Genomic DNA, 17,533 nt, shown 5'->3' with positions numbered 1-17,533 from the left:
GGCCCAGCTCACTTGGCGTCCGAGTACCGCTCCACCGTCGCCGTCGTGAACGGAAACCGCACCGGCGTCCGCCCGAAGGCGATCCGGCCCGCCAGCTCACCGGCCTCACGGATCGCCACCGCCACGTCCGCCGCCTCCTCCCGGGGACAGTGCACGATCACCTCGTCGTGCTGGAAGAAGACCAGCTCGGCCCGCATTCCGGCGATCGCGCTCCGCAGCGCCGCCAGCATCAGCAGCGCCCAGTCGGCCGCGCTGCCCTGCACCACGAAGTTCCGTGTGAAGCGGCCACGCGCGCGTGCGTTCGTCGACGCGTACCCCGGCGTGAACTCGCCGTCGCCGGAAGCCGCTTCGTCGGACTCCTGCGGGATGCCCGCCTCGCCGCCGCCGTCCTCCGAACCGGCAGCCGGCGGACTCGTCCGGCCCAGCCACGTCCGTACGAGCCGGCCCTCCTCGCCCGCCCGCGCCGCGTCGTCGACATAGGCGACGGCCTGCGGGAACCGTCTTCGCAGGGCGGCCAGATTCTTCAGGCCGTCGCCCGACGTCTGGCCGTAGATCGCGCCCAGCAGCGCGAGCTTCGCCTGCGCGCGGTCGCCGGAGAACGCGCGGTCCGACAGCACCTTGTACAGATCGTCGTCATGCCCGGCGACCTCCATCAGTCCCCGGTCGCGCGAGATCGCGGCGAGAACGCGCGGCTCCATCTGGTCGGCGTCCGCCACGACCAGCCGCCAGCCCTCGTCGGCGACGACCGCTCCCCGTATCACGCGCGGGATCTGCAACGCGCCGCCGCCGTTGGTCGTCCAGCGGCCGGAGACCGTACCGCCCGGCAGGTACTCCGGGCGGAAGCGGCCGTCCCGCACCCAGTCCTGGAGCCAGCTCCAGCCGTGCGCCGTCCAGATGCGGTACAGCTTCTTGTACTCGATCAGCGGAGCCACCGCCGGGTGGTCGATCTCCTCCAGCTCCCACCGCCGCGTCGACCTCACCTGGAACCCGGCCCGCGTGAACGCCTTCACCACGTCCGCCGGCAGATCGGGCCGCACGCGCCGCCCGAACGCCTCCGAGACCTGGTCGGCGAGCTCCGCCAGCCGCCGGGGCTCGCCCCCGCCCGCGTACCGCTCGCCCAGCAACTCGTCCAGCAGCGCGCGGTGCACATCCGCCCGCCACGGCAGACCCGCCGCGTGCATCTCGGCCGCCACCAGCATCCCGGCCGACTCCGAGGCCGTCAGCAGCCGCATCCGGCCCGGATCCCCCGCCGCGTCATGCCGGCGCTGCTGCTCCGCGTACACCTCCAGCAGACCCTCGAACGGCACGTCCGTGCCCGCCTGCGGCTCGAAGAGGGAGGACTGCGAACCCGGCTCGGCGGCGCGCTGCGGCGGATCGGGCGGTACCGGCCCCCGCCGCAGCCGCGCCCAGGCGGCGGCGGCCGACCGGGGCTCCCCGAGCCGCCCCTCATGGCCGAGCAGCAGCAGCTCCGCCGCCTCGATGTCGTAACACCGCTCGACCCGGACCCCGGCCGCCAGCAGCCGGGGCGCCAGCTCGGCGGTGGACCGCCACACCCACCGCGTGACCTCGGGCAGCCGCGCCCTGACCGCCTCGACGAGATCGGGCTCGCGCAGCACCGCACCGGCTGGACGCGCGTCCGCGCCCAGCGGCACGAGCCAGGCGCCGCCGCCCTCCGCCGGGGCCAGGGCCCACCGTCCGATCATGCGTCCGAGTCTGGCAGCAGGGTCTGACAACGGGACGGAAGCGGAACTGACCCGGCCGCAACATTCGAGAGGCGGACGTCGCTGTGCACAGCGAACATCGAGAGGACGGTCACGAATCGGAACGACTTGCACGGACCACGGAACACGGGCTCGCAGCTACGGAGGCTTACATGCAGGCGATCGTTTTCGAGGAGTACGGCGGTCCCGAGGTGCTTCAGCTCAAGGACATCGAGCAGCCGCAACCCGGGCCCGGCCAGATCCGCGCGTCCGTCCGGGCGGCCGGGGTCAACCCGGCCGATGTGAAGATCCGTAAGGGCTGGATGGCGGAAATCTTCCCGACGGAGTTCCCCGCCGTTCCCGGCAGCGAGTTCTCCGGAGTCGTGGACGCCGTGGGCGACGGCGTCATCGGACTCTCCGTGGGGGACGAGGTGATCGGCTGGTCCATCGACGGCGCCTACGCGCAGTACACGCTGGCCACCAACGTGGTGCCCAAGCCGGCCGGGCTGAGCTGGGACGTGGCGGCGGCGCTGCCGGTGGCCGGAGAGACGGCCCGGCGGGTGCTCGACGACCTGGCCGTCAAGGAAGGCGACACCCTGCTCGTGCACGGCGCGGCCGGATCGGTCGGATCGATGGCCGTCCAGCTCGCGGTCGCGCGCGGAGCGACGGTCGTCGGCACGGCCTCACCGGCCAACCACGATTACGTACGGCTGCTCGGCGCCACCCCGGTGTCGTACGGCGAGGGCCTCGTCGAGCGCGTCCGCGCCGCCGCGCCCCAGGGCGTGGACGCGGTCTTCGACACGGCGGGCAAGGGCGCGCTGCCGGACTCGATCACCTTGCGCGGCGGCACGACGGACCGTGTCATCACGATCGCCGACCCGACGGCCGCCGAGCACGGAGTGCCGTTCTCCTCGGGCGGCTCGACCCCCGAGGAGAGCCGCGCGGGCCTCACCGAACAGGCCCGGCTGGCCGCGGAAGGCACGCTGCGTGTCCTGGTGGCGCAGACCTACCCGCTGGCCGCGGCGGTCCAGGCCCAGTCCGCGAGCGAGTCGGGACACACGCGCGGCAAGCTGATCATCAAGCCGTGAGCCGATTCTCACTCCAGCTTGCGGATCACCCGCGCCGGATTGCCGACCGCCAGGACCCCGGCCGGCAGGTCCTTCGTGACCACGGATCCCGCGCCCACCACCGTGTTCTCGCCGATCGTCACTCCGGGGCAGACGATCACGCCACCGCCCAGCCAGACGTTGTCGCCGATGGTCACGGGTGACGCCCGCTCCCAGCCCGCCCGGCGGCGCTCGGTGTCCAGTTCGTGGGTCGGCGTGAGCAGTTGGACGTTCGGGCCGATCTGGACGTCGGAGCCCACGGTGATCGGCGCGGGGTCGAGGAAGACCGCGCCGAAGTTGATGAACGTGCGGGCACCGATGCTGATGTAGGCGCCGAAGTCGCAGTTGAACGGCGGCCGGATGCGGACGCCCTCACCCACCGAGCCCAGCAGCTCGCCCAGGATCCACTCGCGGCCGTCCGCGTCGGGCATCCCCTCCCCGCCCGTCCCGTTGTACGCGGCGCACAGGCCGGCCCGCCGCCGGGAAGCCTCCACCAGCTCCTCGTCGTCCGGCAGATACCACTCGCCGGCCAGCATCAGCCGCTTGTTCTCGCCCATGTGCGTCCGTGTCCTCTCGTAGGGGTTCCACCACGGTAGGCCGGTACGCCGGATCGCGTGGCGGGACCTCCCATCCTGTGGACAGACGGAAGACCGTGCAGGTCGTGCAGTAGTTCGATATGCACAGCCTGTGGATAACCTGCCTTCTGGGACCATGGACGGCGGTCCGTCGTCACGACGGTCAGGGCGGGACGATCAAGGGGTAAGGGGAGACGGTTCCATGCCGACTGCGCCAGGTACGGTCGACGGCGCGTTCGCCGCCGCGCTCTACGCCGACCCGGCGGCGGACGGCGGCAGAGGGCTGGACACCGGTGCCTCACTGCTCGCCGCCGACCCCGCGGCCGACACCGAACTGCGCGGACGGGGCGAACAGTTCCTGCGCCGGGCCTGGGAGCGGGGCTGGCAGCCCGCCGACGTCCTGCGGCTCGTACGCCGCGACCTCGACGAGACACACACCCGGCTGGTCGCTGAACTGATCACGGCGGAGGCGGTCCGGTACGAGCGGGTGGCCCCGCGCTGGAGCGCCCAGCTCACGGAGATCGCGGCGGACCTCGAAGCCGACCGCGGGGCCGGGACCGCTCCCCGGTCCGCCGATCGCTTCTCGTACGCGACCACCGCGCTGGAGCTCTACCGGCTGCTCGTCAGGCTCCCGGCGATCGAAGCCGTGGGACCCGTGCCAGGTACCCCCGTCCATCTCCCGGCGGCCGACGGCGAGCCGCGCATGCTCACCCGGATCCGCGCCCTGCTCGCCAAGGCGGAGGGCACCGACTTCCCCGAGGAGGCCGAGGCGCTGAGCGCCAAGGCCCAGGAGCTGATGGCCCGGTACAGCATCGACGAGGCCCTGCTCGCCGACCGCGCCCACCGCGGCGACGTACCGGCCGCCTGCCGGATCGGTGTGGACGCGCCGTACGAGACGGCGAAGGCGATCCTGCTCGACGCCGTCGCGTCCGCCAACCGCTGTCAGTCGGTGTGGAACAGCGGTTTCGGTTTCTCCACCGTGGTCGGTTTTGAGCCGGATCTGGAGGTGGTGGAGCTGCTGTACACGTCTCTGCTCGTACAGGGAACCGCGGCGATGACCCGTGCGGAGGCCGCCCAGCGGGCATCGGGCCGCAGACGGACCAAGACGTTCCGGCAGTCGTTCCTCATGGCCTACGCCCACCGGATCGGGGAACGGCTCGCGGCCGCGGCGGAGCAGGTGACGGCCGACGCGGCGGGCGCGGACGCCGCAGGTGGCGGCGACGCCACGCGAACGGCCGACGGGGGAGGGCGGCTGCTGCCCGTCCTGGCGGCACGGGACCTGGCGGTCGCCGACCGCGCGGAGCGGATGTTCCCCGAGACGGTACGGACGAGGGTGCGCGGTGTGACCGACGGCGAGGGCTGGGCGCACGGCACGGCGGCGGCGGACCGGGCCCGCGTGCCCGGTGACGGGCGGGCCGGCGGCCGTGGGAACAGCGGAGGCGACCCGCACCGCCGGCTCCGGCCCGGAGCCTGACCGCGTCACTCCTGCACAGCATCGCCTCATAAAGAGGCCGCCGGATTCATCGGAATGCGGCGGCCTCTTTATGAGGAGAAAGCGGTCTCCATCAGGGCACGGGAATGTCCGTCGGCAGTCCCTCGGGGAGCTTGCCCGGTTCGGTCTTGGCGAGGCTGTCCTTCGTGCCGCCCTCCCACGAAAGCACCAGTGTCTTCCCGTCGTTGGAGTCGATCGACCCCATCGTGCGGTCGGTGTTCCCGTCGGCGCACTTGAGCGACAGCATCGGCTCGCCGCCCATCTCCTCGACGTCGCCCTGGCAGATGTGCTCGTCGGCGATGAGTGCGGCCTTGCCCTCCTTGACGGACAGCGCGACGGCCTTGCCCTCCGTCATCCCGGCCCAGGTGCCTTCCAGGCTGTCGGCCGTTGCTCCGTCGGCCGGCGTGGATTCGCCGCCGCCGGCGCCCGGTTCGCTCGGGGCCGGTGTGCTGGTGCCCTTGTCCTTGGCGGAGTCGTCACCGCTGTCACTACCGCCACAGCCGGTGAGAGTGAGCGCGACGACCAGTCCGGCCGCGACGACGCCGGTTCGTACGATCTTATGCACGGCAAAGTCCCCCTTCAGTTCCAAGACCGCGCCAAGCTACCAGGACGCCCTCCGCCCACCCCGCCGTCGAGTTCCGGACGAGTACCTGAACACTTGGCACCGAAAGGGCTTTCCGTGCGTCTCATCCAATGGGGCGTTCTGATCGTGAGTCTGTAGTCAAGGGAACACCCCGCGTGCACGTGCATCTGCTCATGCATTGGCATGTGAACACAGCTATGATCCGAGCTAGTTGACACCTGCACCATGCAACTCGGGGAGCGTCCTGTGCACCACGCGTACAACGGCATGGCGGCCACCGAGCTTCACGGAGTCGTCTGGCAGAAGAGCAGGCACAGTAATTCGCAGGGTTCCTGCGTGGAGTTCGCCAAACTGCCCGGCGGGGGTGTGGCGGTGCGGAATTCACGCCACCCGGAAGGACCCGCCCTCGTGTACACCCGGGCCGAGATCGTGGCCATGCTGGCGGGTGTGAAGGACGGGGAATTCGATCATCTGACGGCCTGAGACCAGAGCCTGTCCTTTTTGATCAGGCCCTGGTCTTCAAGGGTTCCGAGGTCCGCTCCAAGGTGCCCGGGGCCCTCGGAGTCGTCGAGTCGCCCGTCGTCATTCGGCCCGTAGCCGGAACAGCGCCCAGACCACCTTGCCGTGCAGCGACCCGGCGAGCGGGTGCCAGCCCCACGTATCGCTGAACGAGTCCACGAGGAACAGCCCCCTGCCGGACTCCGCGGCGAAATCCTCGTCCGACTCGCGGGCTGTCGGACCCGCGTAGCTGGGATCGCGCACCGCGCACACCAACCGGGTCGTCCAGCGCATCAGATGCAGCCGTACGGGCGGTTCCTGAGGCTCGCGCGGAGTGTCCGAAGGCAGTGCGTGCCGCAGGGCGTTGGTGACGAGTTCGGAGACCACCAGCGCGACGTCGTCGAACCGGTCGTCAAGTTCCCACTGACAGAGCGTCGTACGAGTGAACTGTCGCGCCCCCCGGACCGCTTCGTAGCGGGCGGGCAGAGCGCACGACGCGGAGCTGGAAACGGCTGCGGGATCGATCGGCGGAAGCCCCTGCCTTAACGGCTCGAGCACGGTCGATCCATTCGTCCCCATGCGAGGCACTCCCCGGGATTCGCGGCCGTAGCGATACTGCGGTGGTACAGCGTCACAACACGTCAAACACGAACGAGCACGCAGGTGCGGCGAGGACCATGGTTCCCAATGCGCAGAGCAGATGCAAGGGCAGATGCACGTGCACGCGCCCGACTTCGCCCAAGATGTGGCGTTCCGGATTATTTCTTCTCTCGACCACTTTCTCCCTCTTCCCAAAGGCTTCCCATTTCTGTAATCGAATGAGTACGGGCTGATGCGTTTGATGGCACAATCCGGCTCTCAGGGTTCGGGGGTACTCCGAGGGTGTCGAGGGAAAAATAGTGGGAGATGGACCGTAATGGGGAGGGTTGGAGACGTGACCGCAGTCGAACCGGGCGGATCCGTGGTGCGGCGCATACTGCTGGGCTCGCAGCTGAGACGGCTGCGTGAGTCCCGCGGCATCACGCGTGAGGCGGCCGGTTACTCGATCCGCGCGTCCGAGTCCAAGATCAGTCGTATGGAGTTGGGGCGGGTGAGTTTCAAGTCCAGGGACATCGAGGACCTGTTGACGCTCTACGGAGTCGCCGACGAGATGGAGAGAGGGTCCCTGATCGGTCTCGCCCGCGAGGCCAACGTCGCCGGCTGGTGGCAGAGCTTCGGTGACGTACTCCCCGGCTGGTTCCAGACGTACATCGGACTCGAAGGTGCCGCCTCGCTGATCCGTATCTACGAAGTCCAGTTCGTGCACGGCCTGTTGCAGACCGAGGCGTACGCGCACGCCGTGGTCAAGCGCGGCATGCCCAACGCCCCCCAGGCCGAGATCGACCGCCGCGTCGCACTGCGCCAGGAGCGCCAGAAGGTGCTCGTCTCCGAGCGCGCCCCGCGATTCCACGCGGTGCTGGACGAGGCGGCGCTGCGCAGACCGTACGGCGACCGGGCCGTGATGCGCGGTCAGCTGGCGCATCTCATCGAGGTCTCCGAACACCCGACGGTCACGCTCCAGGTGATGCCCTTCAGCTTCGGCGGACACGCGGGCGAGAGCGGCGCCTTCACGATGCTGCGCTTCCCCGAGTCCGATCTCTCCGACCTCGTCTACCTGGAACAGCTCACGAGCGCGCTGTACCTCGACAAGCGGGAGGAAGTCACCCAGTACGAACGGGTGATGACGCGGCTGCACGAGGACAGCCTCGGGCCGGCCGAGAGCCGTGACCTGCTGCGGGGTCTGCTGCAACTCTCCTGAACGTCCGTGACCGGGCCGAAGCCGTGTGAATGACGGCATCGGACGTTCTCGAAGCCCCTTAACTCTGACTCCAGGTAAGTATGATGACGTGACATCAGTTTCCTGTTCTGAGGTTAGGGATCACATGTCCTTCTTCGCCGAACTCGACCAGCAGTACATCGACGGCGAGTGGCGGCCCGGCAGTGGCTCGTGGGACATCATCGATTTCAACCCCTACAACGGGGAGAAACTGGCGTCGATCGCGGTGGCGACGGCCGACGAGGTCGACCAGGCGTACCAGGCCGCCGAGCGCGCACAGGTGACATGGGCGGACACCAACCCGTACACCAGGCGAGGCGTCTTCGAGCGTGCCCTGCGCATCGTCGAGGACCGCGAGGACGAGATCACCGAGGCGATCATCGCCGAGCTGGGCGGTACGCGCCTGAAGGCGGCGTTCGAGCTGCGACTCGCCAAGGAACTCCTGCGCGAGGCCGTACAGCTCACGCTGCGCCCCGAAGGCCGCATCCTTCCCTCACCCGTGGACGGCACGGAGAACCGCGTGCAGCGCGCTCCCGTCGGTGTCATCGGGGTCATCAGCCCCTTCAACTTCCCCTTCCTGCTGTCGCTCAAGTCGGTCGCCCCGGCGCTGGCGCTCGGCAACGCCGTCGTACTGAAGCCGCACCAGAACACGCCGATCTGCGGCGGATCCCTGGTGGCCAAGGTGTTCGAGGACGCGGGCCTGCCGGCCGGACTGCTGAACGTCGTCATCACCGACATCGCCGAGATCGACGACGCGCTGATCGAGCACCCGGTGCCGAAGGTCATCTCCTTCAGCGGCTCCGACCGGGTGGGACAGCACGTCGCCGTCGTCTGCGCCAAGAACTTCAAGCGCTCCGTACTGGACCTCGGCGGGAACAGCGCGCTGATCGTCCTCGCGGACGCCGATGTCGACTACGCGGTCGAAGCGGCGGTTTTCAGCCGTTACGCGTACCAGGGCCCCGTCTGTATGGCGGCGAACCGCATCCTGCTGGCCCGCGCGGTCGAGGAGGAATTCACCGAGAAGTTCGTCGCGAAGGTCAAGACGCTGACCGTGGGCGACCCGGCCGATCCGAAGACGGTCATAGGTCCGCTCATCAGCTCCCAGCAGGCCGACGCCGTCGGCGCGCTGGTCGACGAGACCATCGAGGCCGGCGCGACCGCGCTGGTGCGCGGCACCGTCGACGGCAACCTCGTCTCCCCGACCGTGCTGACCGGTCTGGCCGCCGACTCACCCGTGCTGACGCAGGAGATACTCGGCCCGGTCGCGATCCTGCTGCCGTTCGACGGCGTGGACGAGGCGGTCAGGATCGCCAACGACACGCGGTGCGGGCTCAGTGGCGCCATACACACCGGTGACGTCGAGCGGGGCGTGCGGGTGGCGCGGCGGATCAACACCGGCATGATCCACATCAACGACGGCACGGGGCACACCGAACCGATCGTGCCGTTCGGCGGCGAGAAGCACTCCGGGGCCGAGTGGCTGAACGCCGAGTCGATGGTCGACGCCTTCACGACCCAGAAGTGGATCTCGGTTCAGTACGGGCGCTCACGCTTCCCGTTCTGATCCGGCGGGCGGAGCCGCGATCACCGGACCCGGTCCTGGTCCCGGTCCTGGTCCCGGTCCTCGCCCTGGAGTGACTCCAGCAGCTCCGCGGCCCGCTCCGTGTCGTCACCGACCTCCGTGCGCTCCGCCGCCGTCAGCTCGACGGCGGCGGCCCTGTCGAGGAAGCCGCGTGCCTCCTCGGTGTCGTTCAGACGCTGGGCGACATCGCCCCGCAGTACCAGCAGCCGGTAGAGCTGTACGGCGGTCGGCGACGCGCCCTCCTTACGGATGTCGCCCTCGCCTTCGCCAGCTTCGGGGGTGTCCCGGAGCGCACGGTCGAGGATCTTCACGGCGGCTCCGAGGTCCTGTTTCGAGTCGGCGAACACCACCGCCAGGTGCAGGGCGCGCGCGAACGGCTCCTTCGGGGCGGGTTGATGGTGTCCGTCGCTCTCGGCGTCGTTCGGCTGTCCGATCCGGATGGTGTTGCCGGCCGGGTCCGTCATGAGGAACTGCCGCACGCCGTACGACATGTCCTTCACCGGCCCGATCCGGGGCAGCCCACGGGTCGGGATCCTCCCGTACGCCGACTTGAGCCCCGTGCGGAAGGCGTCGTGCAGCCCGTCGACGTCGTCGGTCAGCACGTAGCAGCCGCTGATCGACTCGGTGGGGTCGTACTTCTTCATACCGAAGAACTGCAGTTCCACGTCGCCGCGCTCGACCACCGCGTACGCGTAGGGACTCTTCTGTATGAAGGTGACCTCGAAGCCGAGTGCCGAGTAGAAATCGACTACCGGTTGGATGGTCTGGCAGGGGAGGAGCGGGATGGTCTTCTCTGTCATGTCGAGTAGTCTAGTCAAAGTTGAATAGAAGGGTACGGCGATGTCAGCGATCCGGCTGCTGGTGCTCGGCGCGGTGCGTCAGCACGGCCGCGCGCACGGCTATCAGATCCGCAACGACCTGGAGTTCTGGGGTGCGCACGAGTGGTCGAACGCCAAGCCGGGCTCGATCTATCACGCGCTGAAGCAGATGGCGAAGCAGGGCGAGCTGCTGGCGCACGAGGTCGCGCCGAGTACGGCCGGCGGTCCGCCTCGTACGGAGTACGAGCTCACGGAGGCCGGGACCACGGAGTACTTCCGGCTGCTGCGTGAGTCCCTGGTCGAGTACGACCAGAAGATGGACGTGCTGTCGGCAGGCGTCGGCTTCATCGTCGATCTGCCACGCACGGAGGCCGTCGAGCTGCTGAAGGAGCGCGTGCGGGCGATCGAGGCGTGGCGGACGTCGGTGACCGAGCACTACACGCCGGAGGACGGTCCGGAGCAGCTCGGGCACATCGGCGAGATCATGAACATGTGGATCAGTCAGGCCGACTCCGGGGCCGAGTGGACGCGCGGGTTCATCAAGCGCATCGAGGCCGGCGCGCATGTCTTCTCGGGCGAGGGTGAGCCGTTCGTCGGGGTGCTCGCGGAGGGCGAGGAGAACCCGTACGCGACGGGTGTGCCCGCCGAAGGTGACGACGACTGACGTCGCGGGGATATCCTCTAATCAAGTTTGACTAACTCCTTCTCCAGGGTTACCTTTCGGCCTGTAGTCAAGTTTGACTACGTGGTGGAGGGGCTGGAGGCGAAGGCATTGACTGACGCGACGGACGCGATCGTCATGGAAGGCGTACGCAAGCGGTACGGCGAGAAGTCCGCGCTCGACGGACTCGACCTGGTGGTGGCGCGCGGCACCGTGCACGGGGTGCTCGGGCCGAACGGAGCGGGCAAGACGACGGCGGTCCGGGTGCTGGCCACGCTGCTGCGGCACGATGAGGGCGTGGTGCGGGTCGCGGGGCGCGACGTCCGTACGGAGGCGCGGGAGGTGCGCCGGCGGATCGGGCTGCTCGGCCAGCACGCGGCGGTGGACGAGGAACTGAGCGGGTGGCAGAACCTGGAGATGTTCGGGCGCCTGTACCACCTGGGTGCCCGGCGGGCGGCGTCCCGCGCCGACGAACTGCTGGAGCGCTTCGGGCTCGCCGACACCGGGCGCAAGGCCATCAAGCAGTACAGCGGGGGCATGCGGCGCCGACTCGACCTCGCCGCCTCACTGATCACCGATCCTGCGGTGCTCTTCCTGGACGAACCGACGACCGGACTCGACCCGCGCGGGCGCGCCGAGGTGTGGGCCTCCGTGCGCTCGCTGGTCGGCGGAGGCACGACCGTACTGCTGACCACGCAGTACCTGGAGGAGGCGGACCAGTTGGCGGACCGGATCTCGGTCATCGACGAGGGACGCGTGATCGCCGACGGGACCGCGGACCAGCTGAAGGCGAGGATCGGCGGCGACCGCATCGACGTCGTCGTGCCTGATGTGGGTCAACTGGCCGCGGTGGCAAGGCTGTTCGGTGACGAGGCGACGGTGGTCGAGGACCGCCGGCTGGTCAGCGTGCCCGCGGCGAACCGGATGGCGACGCTGGCCAGGGCCGTGCGGGAACTGGAGGCGGCCGGGATCGAGGCGGAGGACATCGGGGTGCGCAGGCCGACTCTGGACGAGGTCTTCCTGCGGCTGACGCAGCGTGTGAAGGAGGCTGTATGAGCACGACGAACGCCTGGGTACTGACCGACTGCTGGACGATGACGCGGCGCGAACTGGCCCATTGGCGCAGGCAGCCGGTCCAGGTGGTCATCGGGCTGATCTTCCCGGTGATGCTGCTGCTGATGTTCGGCTACCTGATGGGAGCGGGTCGCGGGGTCGACGGGGAGTACATCGGCTTCCTCGTGCCCGGGATGCTCGCGCTGACCATGGCCTTCGGGCTGGAGTCCACGATGCTGGCCGTCACCCAGGATCTGGGCAAGGGGGTCATCGACCGGTTCCGCTCGATGCCGATGTCGTCCTCGGCGGTGCTGGTCGGCCGGAGCACCGCGGACATGTTCCAGTCGGCGCTGAGTCTGGCGGTGATGATCGGGGTCGGTTACGCGCTCGGCTGGCGCTGGAACGGCGGATTCGGCGCGCTGCTGGGGGCCGTGGGGCTGCTGCTCCTGCTGCGGTTCGCGATGCTCTGGCTCGGCATCCAGCTCGCGATGGTGGCGGGCAAGCCGGAGATGGTGCAGGCGGTGCAGATCCTGGTGTGGCCGATCGGTTTCTTCTCCAACGCCTTCGCGACACCGGAGTCCATGCCGGGCTGGCTGGGCGCCGCGGTCGAGTGGAACCCGATGTCGGCGACGGCGACGGCGGTCCGTGATCTGTCGGGGGTTCCGGGGCAGTTGAGCGGTTCGTGGGCGGCGGAGAACGCGCACCTGCTGGCGGTGGTGTGGCCGGTCGCGCTGATCGCGTTGTTCTTCCCTCTCGCGGTGGGGCGCTTCCGCGGGCTCAGCCGCTGACCGGCCGGCGATCGGTCGGTGCCCTGCGGCCGACCGATCGCCGGGTTGGAACCTTTCCGGGGTTCGCGGTGTATCAGAGGCAGAACCGCACGTGGCGCGTCGAATCGCCGCGGACCTCGGGGGGAATCCATGCGCAAGATCTTTACGGGCGCGCGCCGCGCGACAGGGGCGGGCGGCGCGACGGGCGCGCGCCGTTCAATGGTGGAAGGCCGTCGCTCTCGACTTGTCCCGGTCCAACGGGTGCGGCTGGCGGCGCAGTTCCGGCAGCAGCAGCCGCAGATCGGCGAGCAGCATCGCGGCGAGGTCGGCCGAGAATCCGTTGCGGCACACCACGCGAAGGACGGACAGATCCTCGCGGTTGGCCGGGAAGGTGTAGGCGGGCATGAGCCAGCCGTGCTCCCGAAGCCGCCGCGAGACGTCGAAGACGTCGAAGTTCTTCACGTGGGGCGCGGTGGTGAAGGCGAAGACGGGCAGTTCGTCCCCGTGGGTGAGCAACTGGAAGTCCTCCATGGCCCCGATCTCGTCGGCGAGCCCCTGGGCCACGTCCCGCGCCGTCTGCTGGACGGCCCGGTAGCCGTCCCTGCCGAGCCGCAGGAATGTGTAGTACTGGGCGACGACCTGCGCGCCGGGCCGGGAGAAGTTGAGCGCGAAGGTCGGCATCTCCCCGCCCAGGTAGTTGACCCGGAAGACCAGTTCCTCGGGCAGTTCGGCCGCGGTGCGCCACAGCGCCCAGCCGACGCCCGGGTAGACCAATCCGTATTTGTGCCCGGAGGTGTTGATCGAGGAGACGCGCGGGAGCCGGAAGTCCCAGACCAGGTCCTCGTCGAGGAAGGGCGCGACCATCGCGCCGGAGGCGCCGTCGACATGGACGGGGATGTCCCGGCCGGTGCGCTCCTGGAGCGCGTCGAGGATGGCGCAGAGCTCGGCGACGGGTTCGTACGAACCGTCGAAGGTCGAGCCGAGCACGGCGACGACGCCGATGGTGTTCTCGTCGCAGAGATCGGCCGCCGCCTGCGGGTCGAGATGGAAGCGGTCGCCCTCCATGGGGACGAGACGGGCCTCGACCTCCCAGAAGTTGCAGAACTTCTCCCAGCAGACCTGGACGTTGACGCCCATCACGAGATTGGGCCGGGCGGCGCCCGGATAGCGGTCCCGGTTCTTCACGGTCCAACGGCGCTTGAGCGCGAGCCCGGCGAGCATGCAGGCCTCGCTGGAGCCGGTGGTGGAGCAGCCGACGGTGGCGGACGGGTCGGGGGCGTTCCAGAGGTCGGCGAGCATCGTGACGCACCGCCGCTCCAGCTCGGCGGTCCGGGGGTACTCATCCTTGTCGATCATGTTCTTGTCCCGGCACTCCGCCATCAGCACACCGGCCTGTCTCTCCATCCAGGTGGTGACGAAGGTGGCCAGATTGAGTCGGGAGTTGCCGTCCAGCATCAGCTCGTCGTGGACGAGCTGGTAGGCCGTGGACGGCGGCATGGGGCCGTCGGGCAGCCGGTGCGTGGGCGGGGCGGACGTCATCCCGCCGATCGGGTCGGCCTCCCCGAAGAAGGGGTTGAGCGACAGTCTGAGCCGCTCGGAGTGGTCTTCCGCCGGATCGTCCGCCGGGCCTCTCAGATTGCCCTCAGCGCCCTGCGTGCCGTGTTGGAGTGGCATCGGCTTCCCTGTCTCCCGTGGTCTGTCGACTCAGCTGCCGAGGCCGTCCTTGAGGGCACGGGTGAATTTCACGACCCGTTCGGCCTGGACGCGGACCGCGGTCAGCGTCTGTTCGTTCACCGGGAGGTCGCCCTGCCCGGAGACGTGCGAGGTGCCGTACGGATTGCCGTCGACGAACTTCGACGCGTGCGTGTAGCCGGGGGTGACGAGGATGCCGCCGAAGTGGTGGATGGTGTTGTAGAGCGCGAGCAGGGTCGTCTCCTGGCCGCCGTGGGGCGTGGCGGACGCGGTGAAGCCGCTGTAGACCTTGTCGGCGAGTTCCCCGCCTGCCAGAGGCCGCCGAGGGTGTCCAGGAACTGCTTCAGCTGAGCCGCGACGTTGCCGTAGCGGGTGGGGGAGCCGAAGATCACGGCGTCCGCCCAGCGCATGTCGTCGGCCGTGACCTCGGCGATGTCCGCGGTCGCCCCGATGTTGGCGCCCCAGGCCGGATTGGAGTCGATCGCGGCCTGCGGGGCGAGTTCGGCGACCTTGCGCAGCCGTACGGTCGCTCCCGCCGCCTCCGTGTCCTCGGTCATGGCCCTGGCCATCGTGGTGAGGGTGCCGGTGGCGGAGTAGAAGACGACGGCGACGTTCACGGGCGTGGGCATGGCGGCTACCTCGGTGGTCGGGCTTCGGCGGCAAGGACGTCAGGCGCGACGATACGGACAAAACGGTCAGTCGGCTCGCCGGGTGCCGGTCGGTTCGTCCGTCGGGGAGCGGTCGCCGCCCGTCACCGCAGGGCTCTGCCGTCCTCGCCGAGTTGCATCTTCGGACGTCCCGTCACCAGCAGCCAGGCGGGCAGCACGGCCACGCACAGCAGGGGAAGCAGGTTCGGGTCCGCGGCGAGTACGGCCGCGGTGAACAGACTCAGCCACCCCTGCCGGGTGATGGCGAGCAGTATCCCGAGCACACCGCAGACGACCGCCACGGTCGGATGCACGGCGGGTACGAGCGCGTGGGCGAACAGCCCGAGGGAGACGCCGATGAAGACTGCGGGGAAGATCCGTCCGCCCCTGAAGCCGCAGGCGGCCGAGATCACCAGCGCGACCGTCTTCACCCCGCACATCAGCGCGAACTGTCCCGCCGACCAGCCGTCCGGGTCGGACGCCAGGGTCTTCACCTCGTCCAGCCCCTTGAAGAGGGTGAGGTATCCGCCGAGCGCCCCGAGGAGGCCGAGGAGCAACCCGCCGACGGTCAGGGCGAGTACGGGACGTCCGATGCGGTTGAAGGCGCTGTGGACGTACGGGAAGGCGTACACGGCAGCCATACCCAGGGCGGCGGCGACCGGTGCGATCACGATCGCGGCCAGGGCGTCACTCCAGCGGGCGCCCGGATGGTTCGGCAGGGAGAGATCGAAGGTCGGATGGTCGATCAGCACGGCCGTGAGCCCGCCGGCCCCGGCGGCGACCAGTGGCCCGAAGAGCTTGTCCCAGAGCGAACCCGGCCCCGGTTGAGCCGCGAAGGTCTCCGTCAGGATCAGCGCGGCGGCCACGGGGGTGCCGAAGAGCGCCCCGATCGTGCCGGCGGCGGCCAGCGAGAGCCAGAGCCCCGCCGGGGCGGAGGGGGCGACCTTGCGGCCGAGCCAGTAGGCGATCGCGATGTTGGCCGCGGTGATCGGGTTCTCCGGCCCGAGGCTCACGCCGCCCGCCAGCGCCAGAGAGGTGGCCAGCAGCAGACCGGGCACGACGCCGGGCGGCAGTGGAGCGTCGACCAGCCCGGTCGTCGCGGGGTCGGGTCCCGCGTGCCCGGGTACCTGCCGTACGACCAGCCCCACCGCGAGGCCGGTCGCCGTGAGCATCACGATCATCCAGAAGGAGGAGTGCCGGCCGATACCGAGCGCGTCGGGGAGCGTCTTCCAGAGCACGTCCTCCAGCAGTTCGGCCAGCTCGCTCACCCCGAGCAGGATGAGACTCGCGATCACACCGACGGCAAGGGAGGGGATGATCAGCGGGAGGAGCGTGCGCCCGGACGGTGACGGGTGAGCGGACGGAGTGTCAGTGGCCACGCGCACACCGTAATGGCACAAATGCCGCAAACCACCCTCATGGAGGAGGGCTCGCACCTCAGTGGCGTGAGGGCGCATGCCGATGCCGTGCCGCATGCCACGGCCGACAACGGCCCGGTGGACGGCGGGGAGCGGCCGGGGCGGACCGGGGACGAAAGGCGCGCAACACCCCGGTCCGGGCCGATCGCAAGCCGTGGGCGCCGGGTGGAACCTCAGCCATGGGCGGAGCGTTGATAGCTTTGGGCAGCCGACAATCGCTGATGGCGATTGGACGACGCTGATGCAGCGACGGCCGATTTCGACGATCGACCGACTATCGACTCAGGAGCCCGGACCTCGTGACAACCCTTGCGCTCGGACCGAGCTGGCTCGACCCGGACTATCTGATCGGGACCTTCGGTCTGATCGGCGTCCTGGTCATCGTTTTCGCCGAATCCGGCCTGCTCATCGGCTTCTTCCTGCCGGGCGACTCACTGCTCTTCACCACCGGACTGCTGGTGACGTCCGGCACGCTCGACAGGCCGCTGTGGCTCGTCTGTGTCCTGATCGTGCTGGCGGCGATCATCGGCGACCAGGTCGGCTATCTCTTCGGCCGCAAGGTCGGCCCCGCGCTCTTCAAGCGCCCCGACTCCAAGTTCTTCAAACAGGAGAATGTGGAGAAGGCGCACGAGTTCTTCGAGAAGTACGGCCCCAAGTCGCTGGTGCTGGCCCGCTTCGTGCCCATCGTGCGGACGTTCACGCCGATCATCGCGGGCGTCAGCCGCATGAACTACCGGTCGTTCGTGACGTACAACATCATCGGTGGCGTGCTCTGGGGCGCGGGCGTCACGCTGCTCGGCGCCGCGCTGGGCAAGATCGAGTTCGTCCACAAGAACATCGAGATGATCCTCATCCTGATCGTGGCGCTCTCGGTGCTGCCGATCGTGATCGAGTTGCTGCGGGCCCGTTCCAAGTCCAAGAAGACCGCCGCTGCCGAGCCCGTGGACCCCGCGCGGCACACGCCCCACGCACCGCAGCACACACAGGTACCGCAGGACTTCCAGACCCAGCAGCTGCGGGTCACGCGTGACGAGTACGGCGCCCCGCGCCCGTACACCACCCCGGACGACCCGGAGGGCCCGCCGCGCGGCGGGCGCCACGCCAGGCGCTGACCCCGCGAGAAGA

16 protein-coding genes and 1 pseudogene are annotated in these 17,533 nt (G+C 69.4%); 9 read left to right on the top strand and 8 right to left on the bottom strand.

The features are described 5' to 3' along the window. Positions 1–8: 8 nt before the first annotated feature. A complete protein-coding gene (locus tag ACFWHU_RS17150; protein ID WP_385798381.1) occupies positions 9–1,703 on the bottom strand; it encodes a bifunctional 3'-5' exonuclease/DNA polymerase in 1,695 nt (564 codons plus the stop codon). 170 nt (positions 1,704–1,873) lie between these two features. On the opposite strand from ACFWHU_RS17150, the gene ACFWHU_RS17145 reads away from it, so the two are divergent. Beyond that, positions 1,874–2,788 carry an NADP-dependent oxidoreductase gene (locus ACFWHU_RS17145; protein WP_385798379.1) on the top strand — a complete coding sequence of 305 codons (915 nt, stop codon included), beginning with the start codon at positions 1,874–1,876 and terminating at the stop codon, positions 2,786–2,788. 8 nt (positions 2,789–2,796) lie between these two features. Here the strand turns inward: ACFWHU_RS17145 and ACFWHU_RS17140 are convergent, their stop codons facing one another. Then, positions 2,797–3,363, bottom strand: a complete 567-nt coding sequence (locus ACFWHU_RS17140; RefSeq protein ID WP_385798377.1) for a sugar O-acetyltransferase — start codon at positions 3,361–3,363, stop codon at positions 2,797–2,799. 220 nt (positions 3,364–3,583) lie between these two features. Here ACFWHU_RS17140 and ACFWHU_RS17135 point away from each other — a divergent pair, with 220 nt between their 5' ends. Then, positions 3,584–4,855 carry a DUF2786 domain-containing protein gene (locus ACFWHU_RS17135; RefSeq protein ID WP_387225431.1) on the top strand — a complete coding sequence of 424 codons (1,272 nt, stop codon included), beginning with the start codon at positions 3,584–3,586 and terminating at the stop codon, positions 4,853–4,855. A 91-nt stretch (positions 4,856–4,946) separates the two neighbouring features. Here the strand turns inward: ACFWHU_RS17135 and ACFWHU_RS17130 are convergent, their stop codons facing one another. Further along, positions 4,947–5,438 carry a hypothetical protein gene (locus ACFWHU_RS17130; protein ID WP_385798373.1) on the bottom strand — a complete coding sequence of 164 codons (492 nt, stop codon included), beginning with the start codon at positions 5,436–5,438 and terminating at the stop codon, positions 4,947–4,949. 264 nt (positions 5,439–5,702) lie between these two features. Here ACFWHU_RS17130 and ACFWHU_RS17125 point away from each other — a divergent pair, with 264 nt between their 5' ends. Then, positions 5,703–5,939, top strand: a complete 237-nt coding sequence (locus ACFWHU_RS17125) for a DUF397 domain-containing protein (RefSeq protein ID WP_031230206.1) — start codon at positions 5,703–5,705, stop codon at positions 5,937–5,939. Positions 5,940–6,038: 99 nt separating this feature from the next. Here ACFWHU_RS17125 and ACFWHU_RS17120 read toward each other — a convergent pair whose 3' ends face one another. Beyond that, positions 6,039–6,533 (bottom strand): ATP-binding protein, encoded by a 495-nt coding sequence (locus ACFWHU_RS17120; protein WP_078075798.1) that lies wholly within the window; start codon positions 6,531–6,533, stop codon positions 6,039–6,041. A gap of 337 nt (positions 6,534–6,870) precedes the next feature. Here ACFWHU_RS17120 and ACFWHU_RS17115 point away from each other — a divergent pair, with 337 nt between their 5' ends. Continuing rightward, on the top strand, positions 6,871–7,752 hold the full coding sequence (locus tag ACFWHU_RS17115) for a helix-turn-helix transcriptional regulator (protein ID WP_355183349.1): 882 nt from the start codon (positions 6,871–6,873) through the stop codon (positions 7,750–7,752). Between the two features lie 124 nt (positions 7,753–7,876). Continuing rightward, the gene (locus ACFWHU_RS17110) at positions 7,877–9,334 is read left to right on the top strand and encodes an aldehyde dehydrogenase family protein (RefSeq protein ID WP_385798370.1); all 1,458 of its coding nucleotides are present in this window, start codon (positions 7,877–7,879) and stop codon (positions 9,332–9,334) included. Positions 9,335–9,354: 20 nt separating this feature from the next. On the opposite strand, the gene ACFWHU_RS17105 is transcribed toward ACFWHU_RS17110, so the two are convergent. Then, complete coding sequence (locus ACFWHU_RS17105; RefSeq protein ID WP_387225430.1) at positions 9,355–10,152, bottom strand: VOC family protein; 798 nt, start codon at positions 10,150–10,152, stop codon at positions 9,355–9,357. 40 nt (positions 10,153–10,192) lie between these two features. Between ACFWHU_RS17105 and ACFWHU_RS17100 the strand changes: the two genes are divergently transcribed. From ACFWHU_RS17100 to ACFWHU_RS17090, 3 genes are all read left to right on the top strand, one after another. Next, positions 10,193–10,834 carry a PadR family transcriptional regulator gene (locus ACFWHU_RS17100; RefSeq protein ID WP_387225429.1) on the top strand — a complete coding sequence of 214 codons (642 nt, stop codon included), beginning with the start codon at positions 10,193–10,195 and terminating at the stop codon, positions 10,832–10,834. A gap of 135 nt (positions 10,835–10,969) precedes the next feature. Beyond that, positions 10,970–11,887 carry an ATP-binding cassette domain-containing protein gene (locus ACFWHU_RS17095; RefSeq protein WP_385798485.1) on the top strand — a complete coding sequence of 306 codons (918 nt, stop codon included), beginning with the start codon at positions 10,970–10,972 and terminating at the stop codon, positions 11,885–11,887. Next, positions 11,884–12,672 (top strand): ABC transporter permease, encoded by a 789-nt coding sequence (locus tag ACFWHU_RS17090; RefSeq protein WP_387225428.1) that lies wholly within the window; start codon positions 11,884–11,886, stop codon positions 12,670–12,672. Before ACFWHU_RS17095 ends, ACFWHU_RS17090 begins: the two co-directional genes overlap by 4 nt. A 195-nt stretch (positions 12,673–12,867) precedes the next feature. On the opposite strand, the gene ACFWHU_RS17085 is transcribed toward ACFWHU_RS17090, so the two are convergent. The 3 genes and pseudogenes from ACFWHU_RS17085 to ACFWHU_RS17075 all read right to left on the bottom strand — a co-directional run bounded on the left by ACFWHU_RS17085 (position 12,868) and on the right by ACFWHU_RS17075 (position 16,369). Next, positions 12,868–14,325 carry a glutamate decarboxylase gene (locus tag ACFWHU_RS17085; RefSeq protein WP_387225427.1) on the bottom strand — a complete coding sequence of 486 codons (1,458 nt, stop codon included), beginning with the start codon at positions 14,323–14,325 and terminating at the stop codon, positions 12,868–12,870. Between the two features lie 30 nt (positions 14,326–14,355). Next, positions 14,356–14,972: pseudogene (gene wrbA / locus ACFWHU_RS17080) on the bottom strand (NAD(P)H:quinone oxidoreductase). A gap of 122 nt (positions 14,973–15,094) precedes the next feature. Continuing rightward, on the bottom strand, positions 15,095–16,369 hold the full coding sequence (locus tag ACFWHU_RS17075; RefSeq protein ID WP_387225426.1) for an ion channel protein: 1,275 nt from the start codon (positions 16,367–16,369) through the stop codon (positions 15,095–15,097). A 338-nt stretch (positions 16,370–16,707) separates the two neighbouring features. On the opposite strand from ACFWHU_RS17075, the gene ACFWHU_RS17070 reads away from it, so the two are divergent. Continuing rightward, entirely contained in the window at positions 16,708–17,520 is an 813-nt protein-coding gene (locus ACFWHU_RS17070; protein ID WP_385798357.1) for a DedA family protein, read from the top strand. Positions 17,521–17,533: the final 13 nt, after the last annotated feature.

It is taken from the genome of Streptomyces sp. NPDC060366, from assembly GCF_042725135.1.
GTDB lineage: Bacteria > Actinomycetota > Actinomycetes > Streptomycetales > Streptomycetaceae > Streptomyces.
This window is presented reverse-complemented; position numbering and strand designations above follow the sequence as displayed.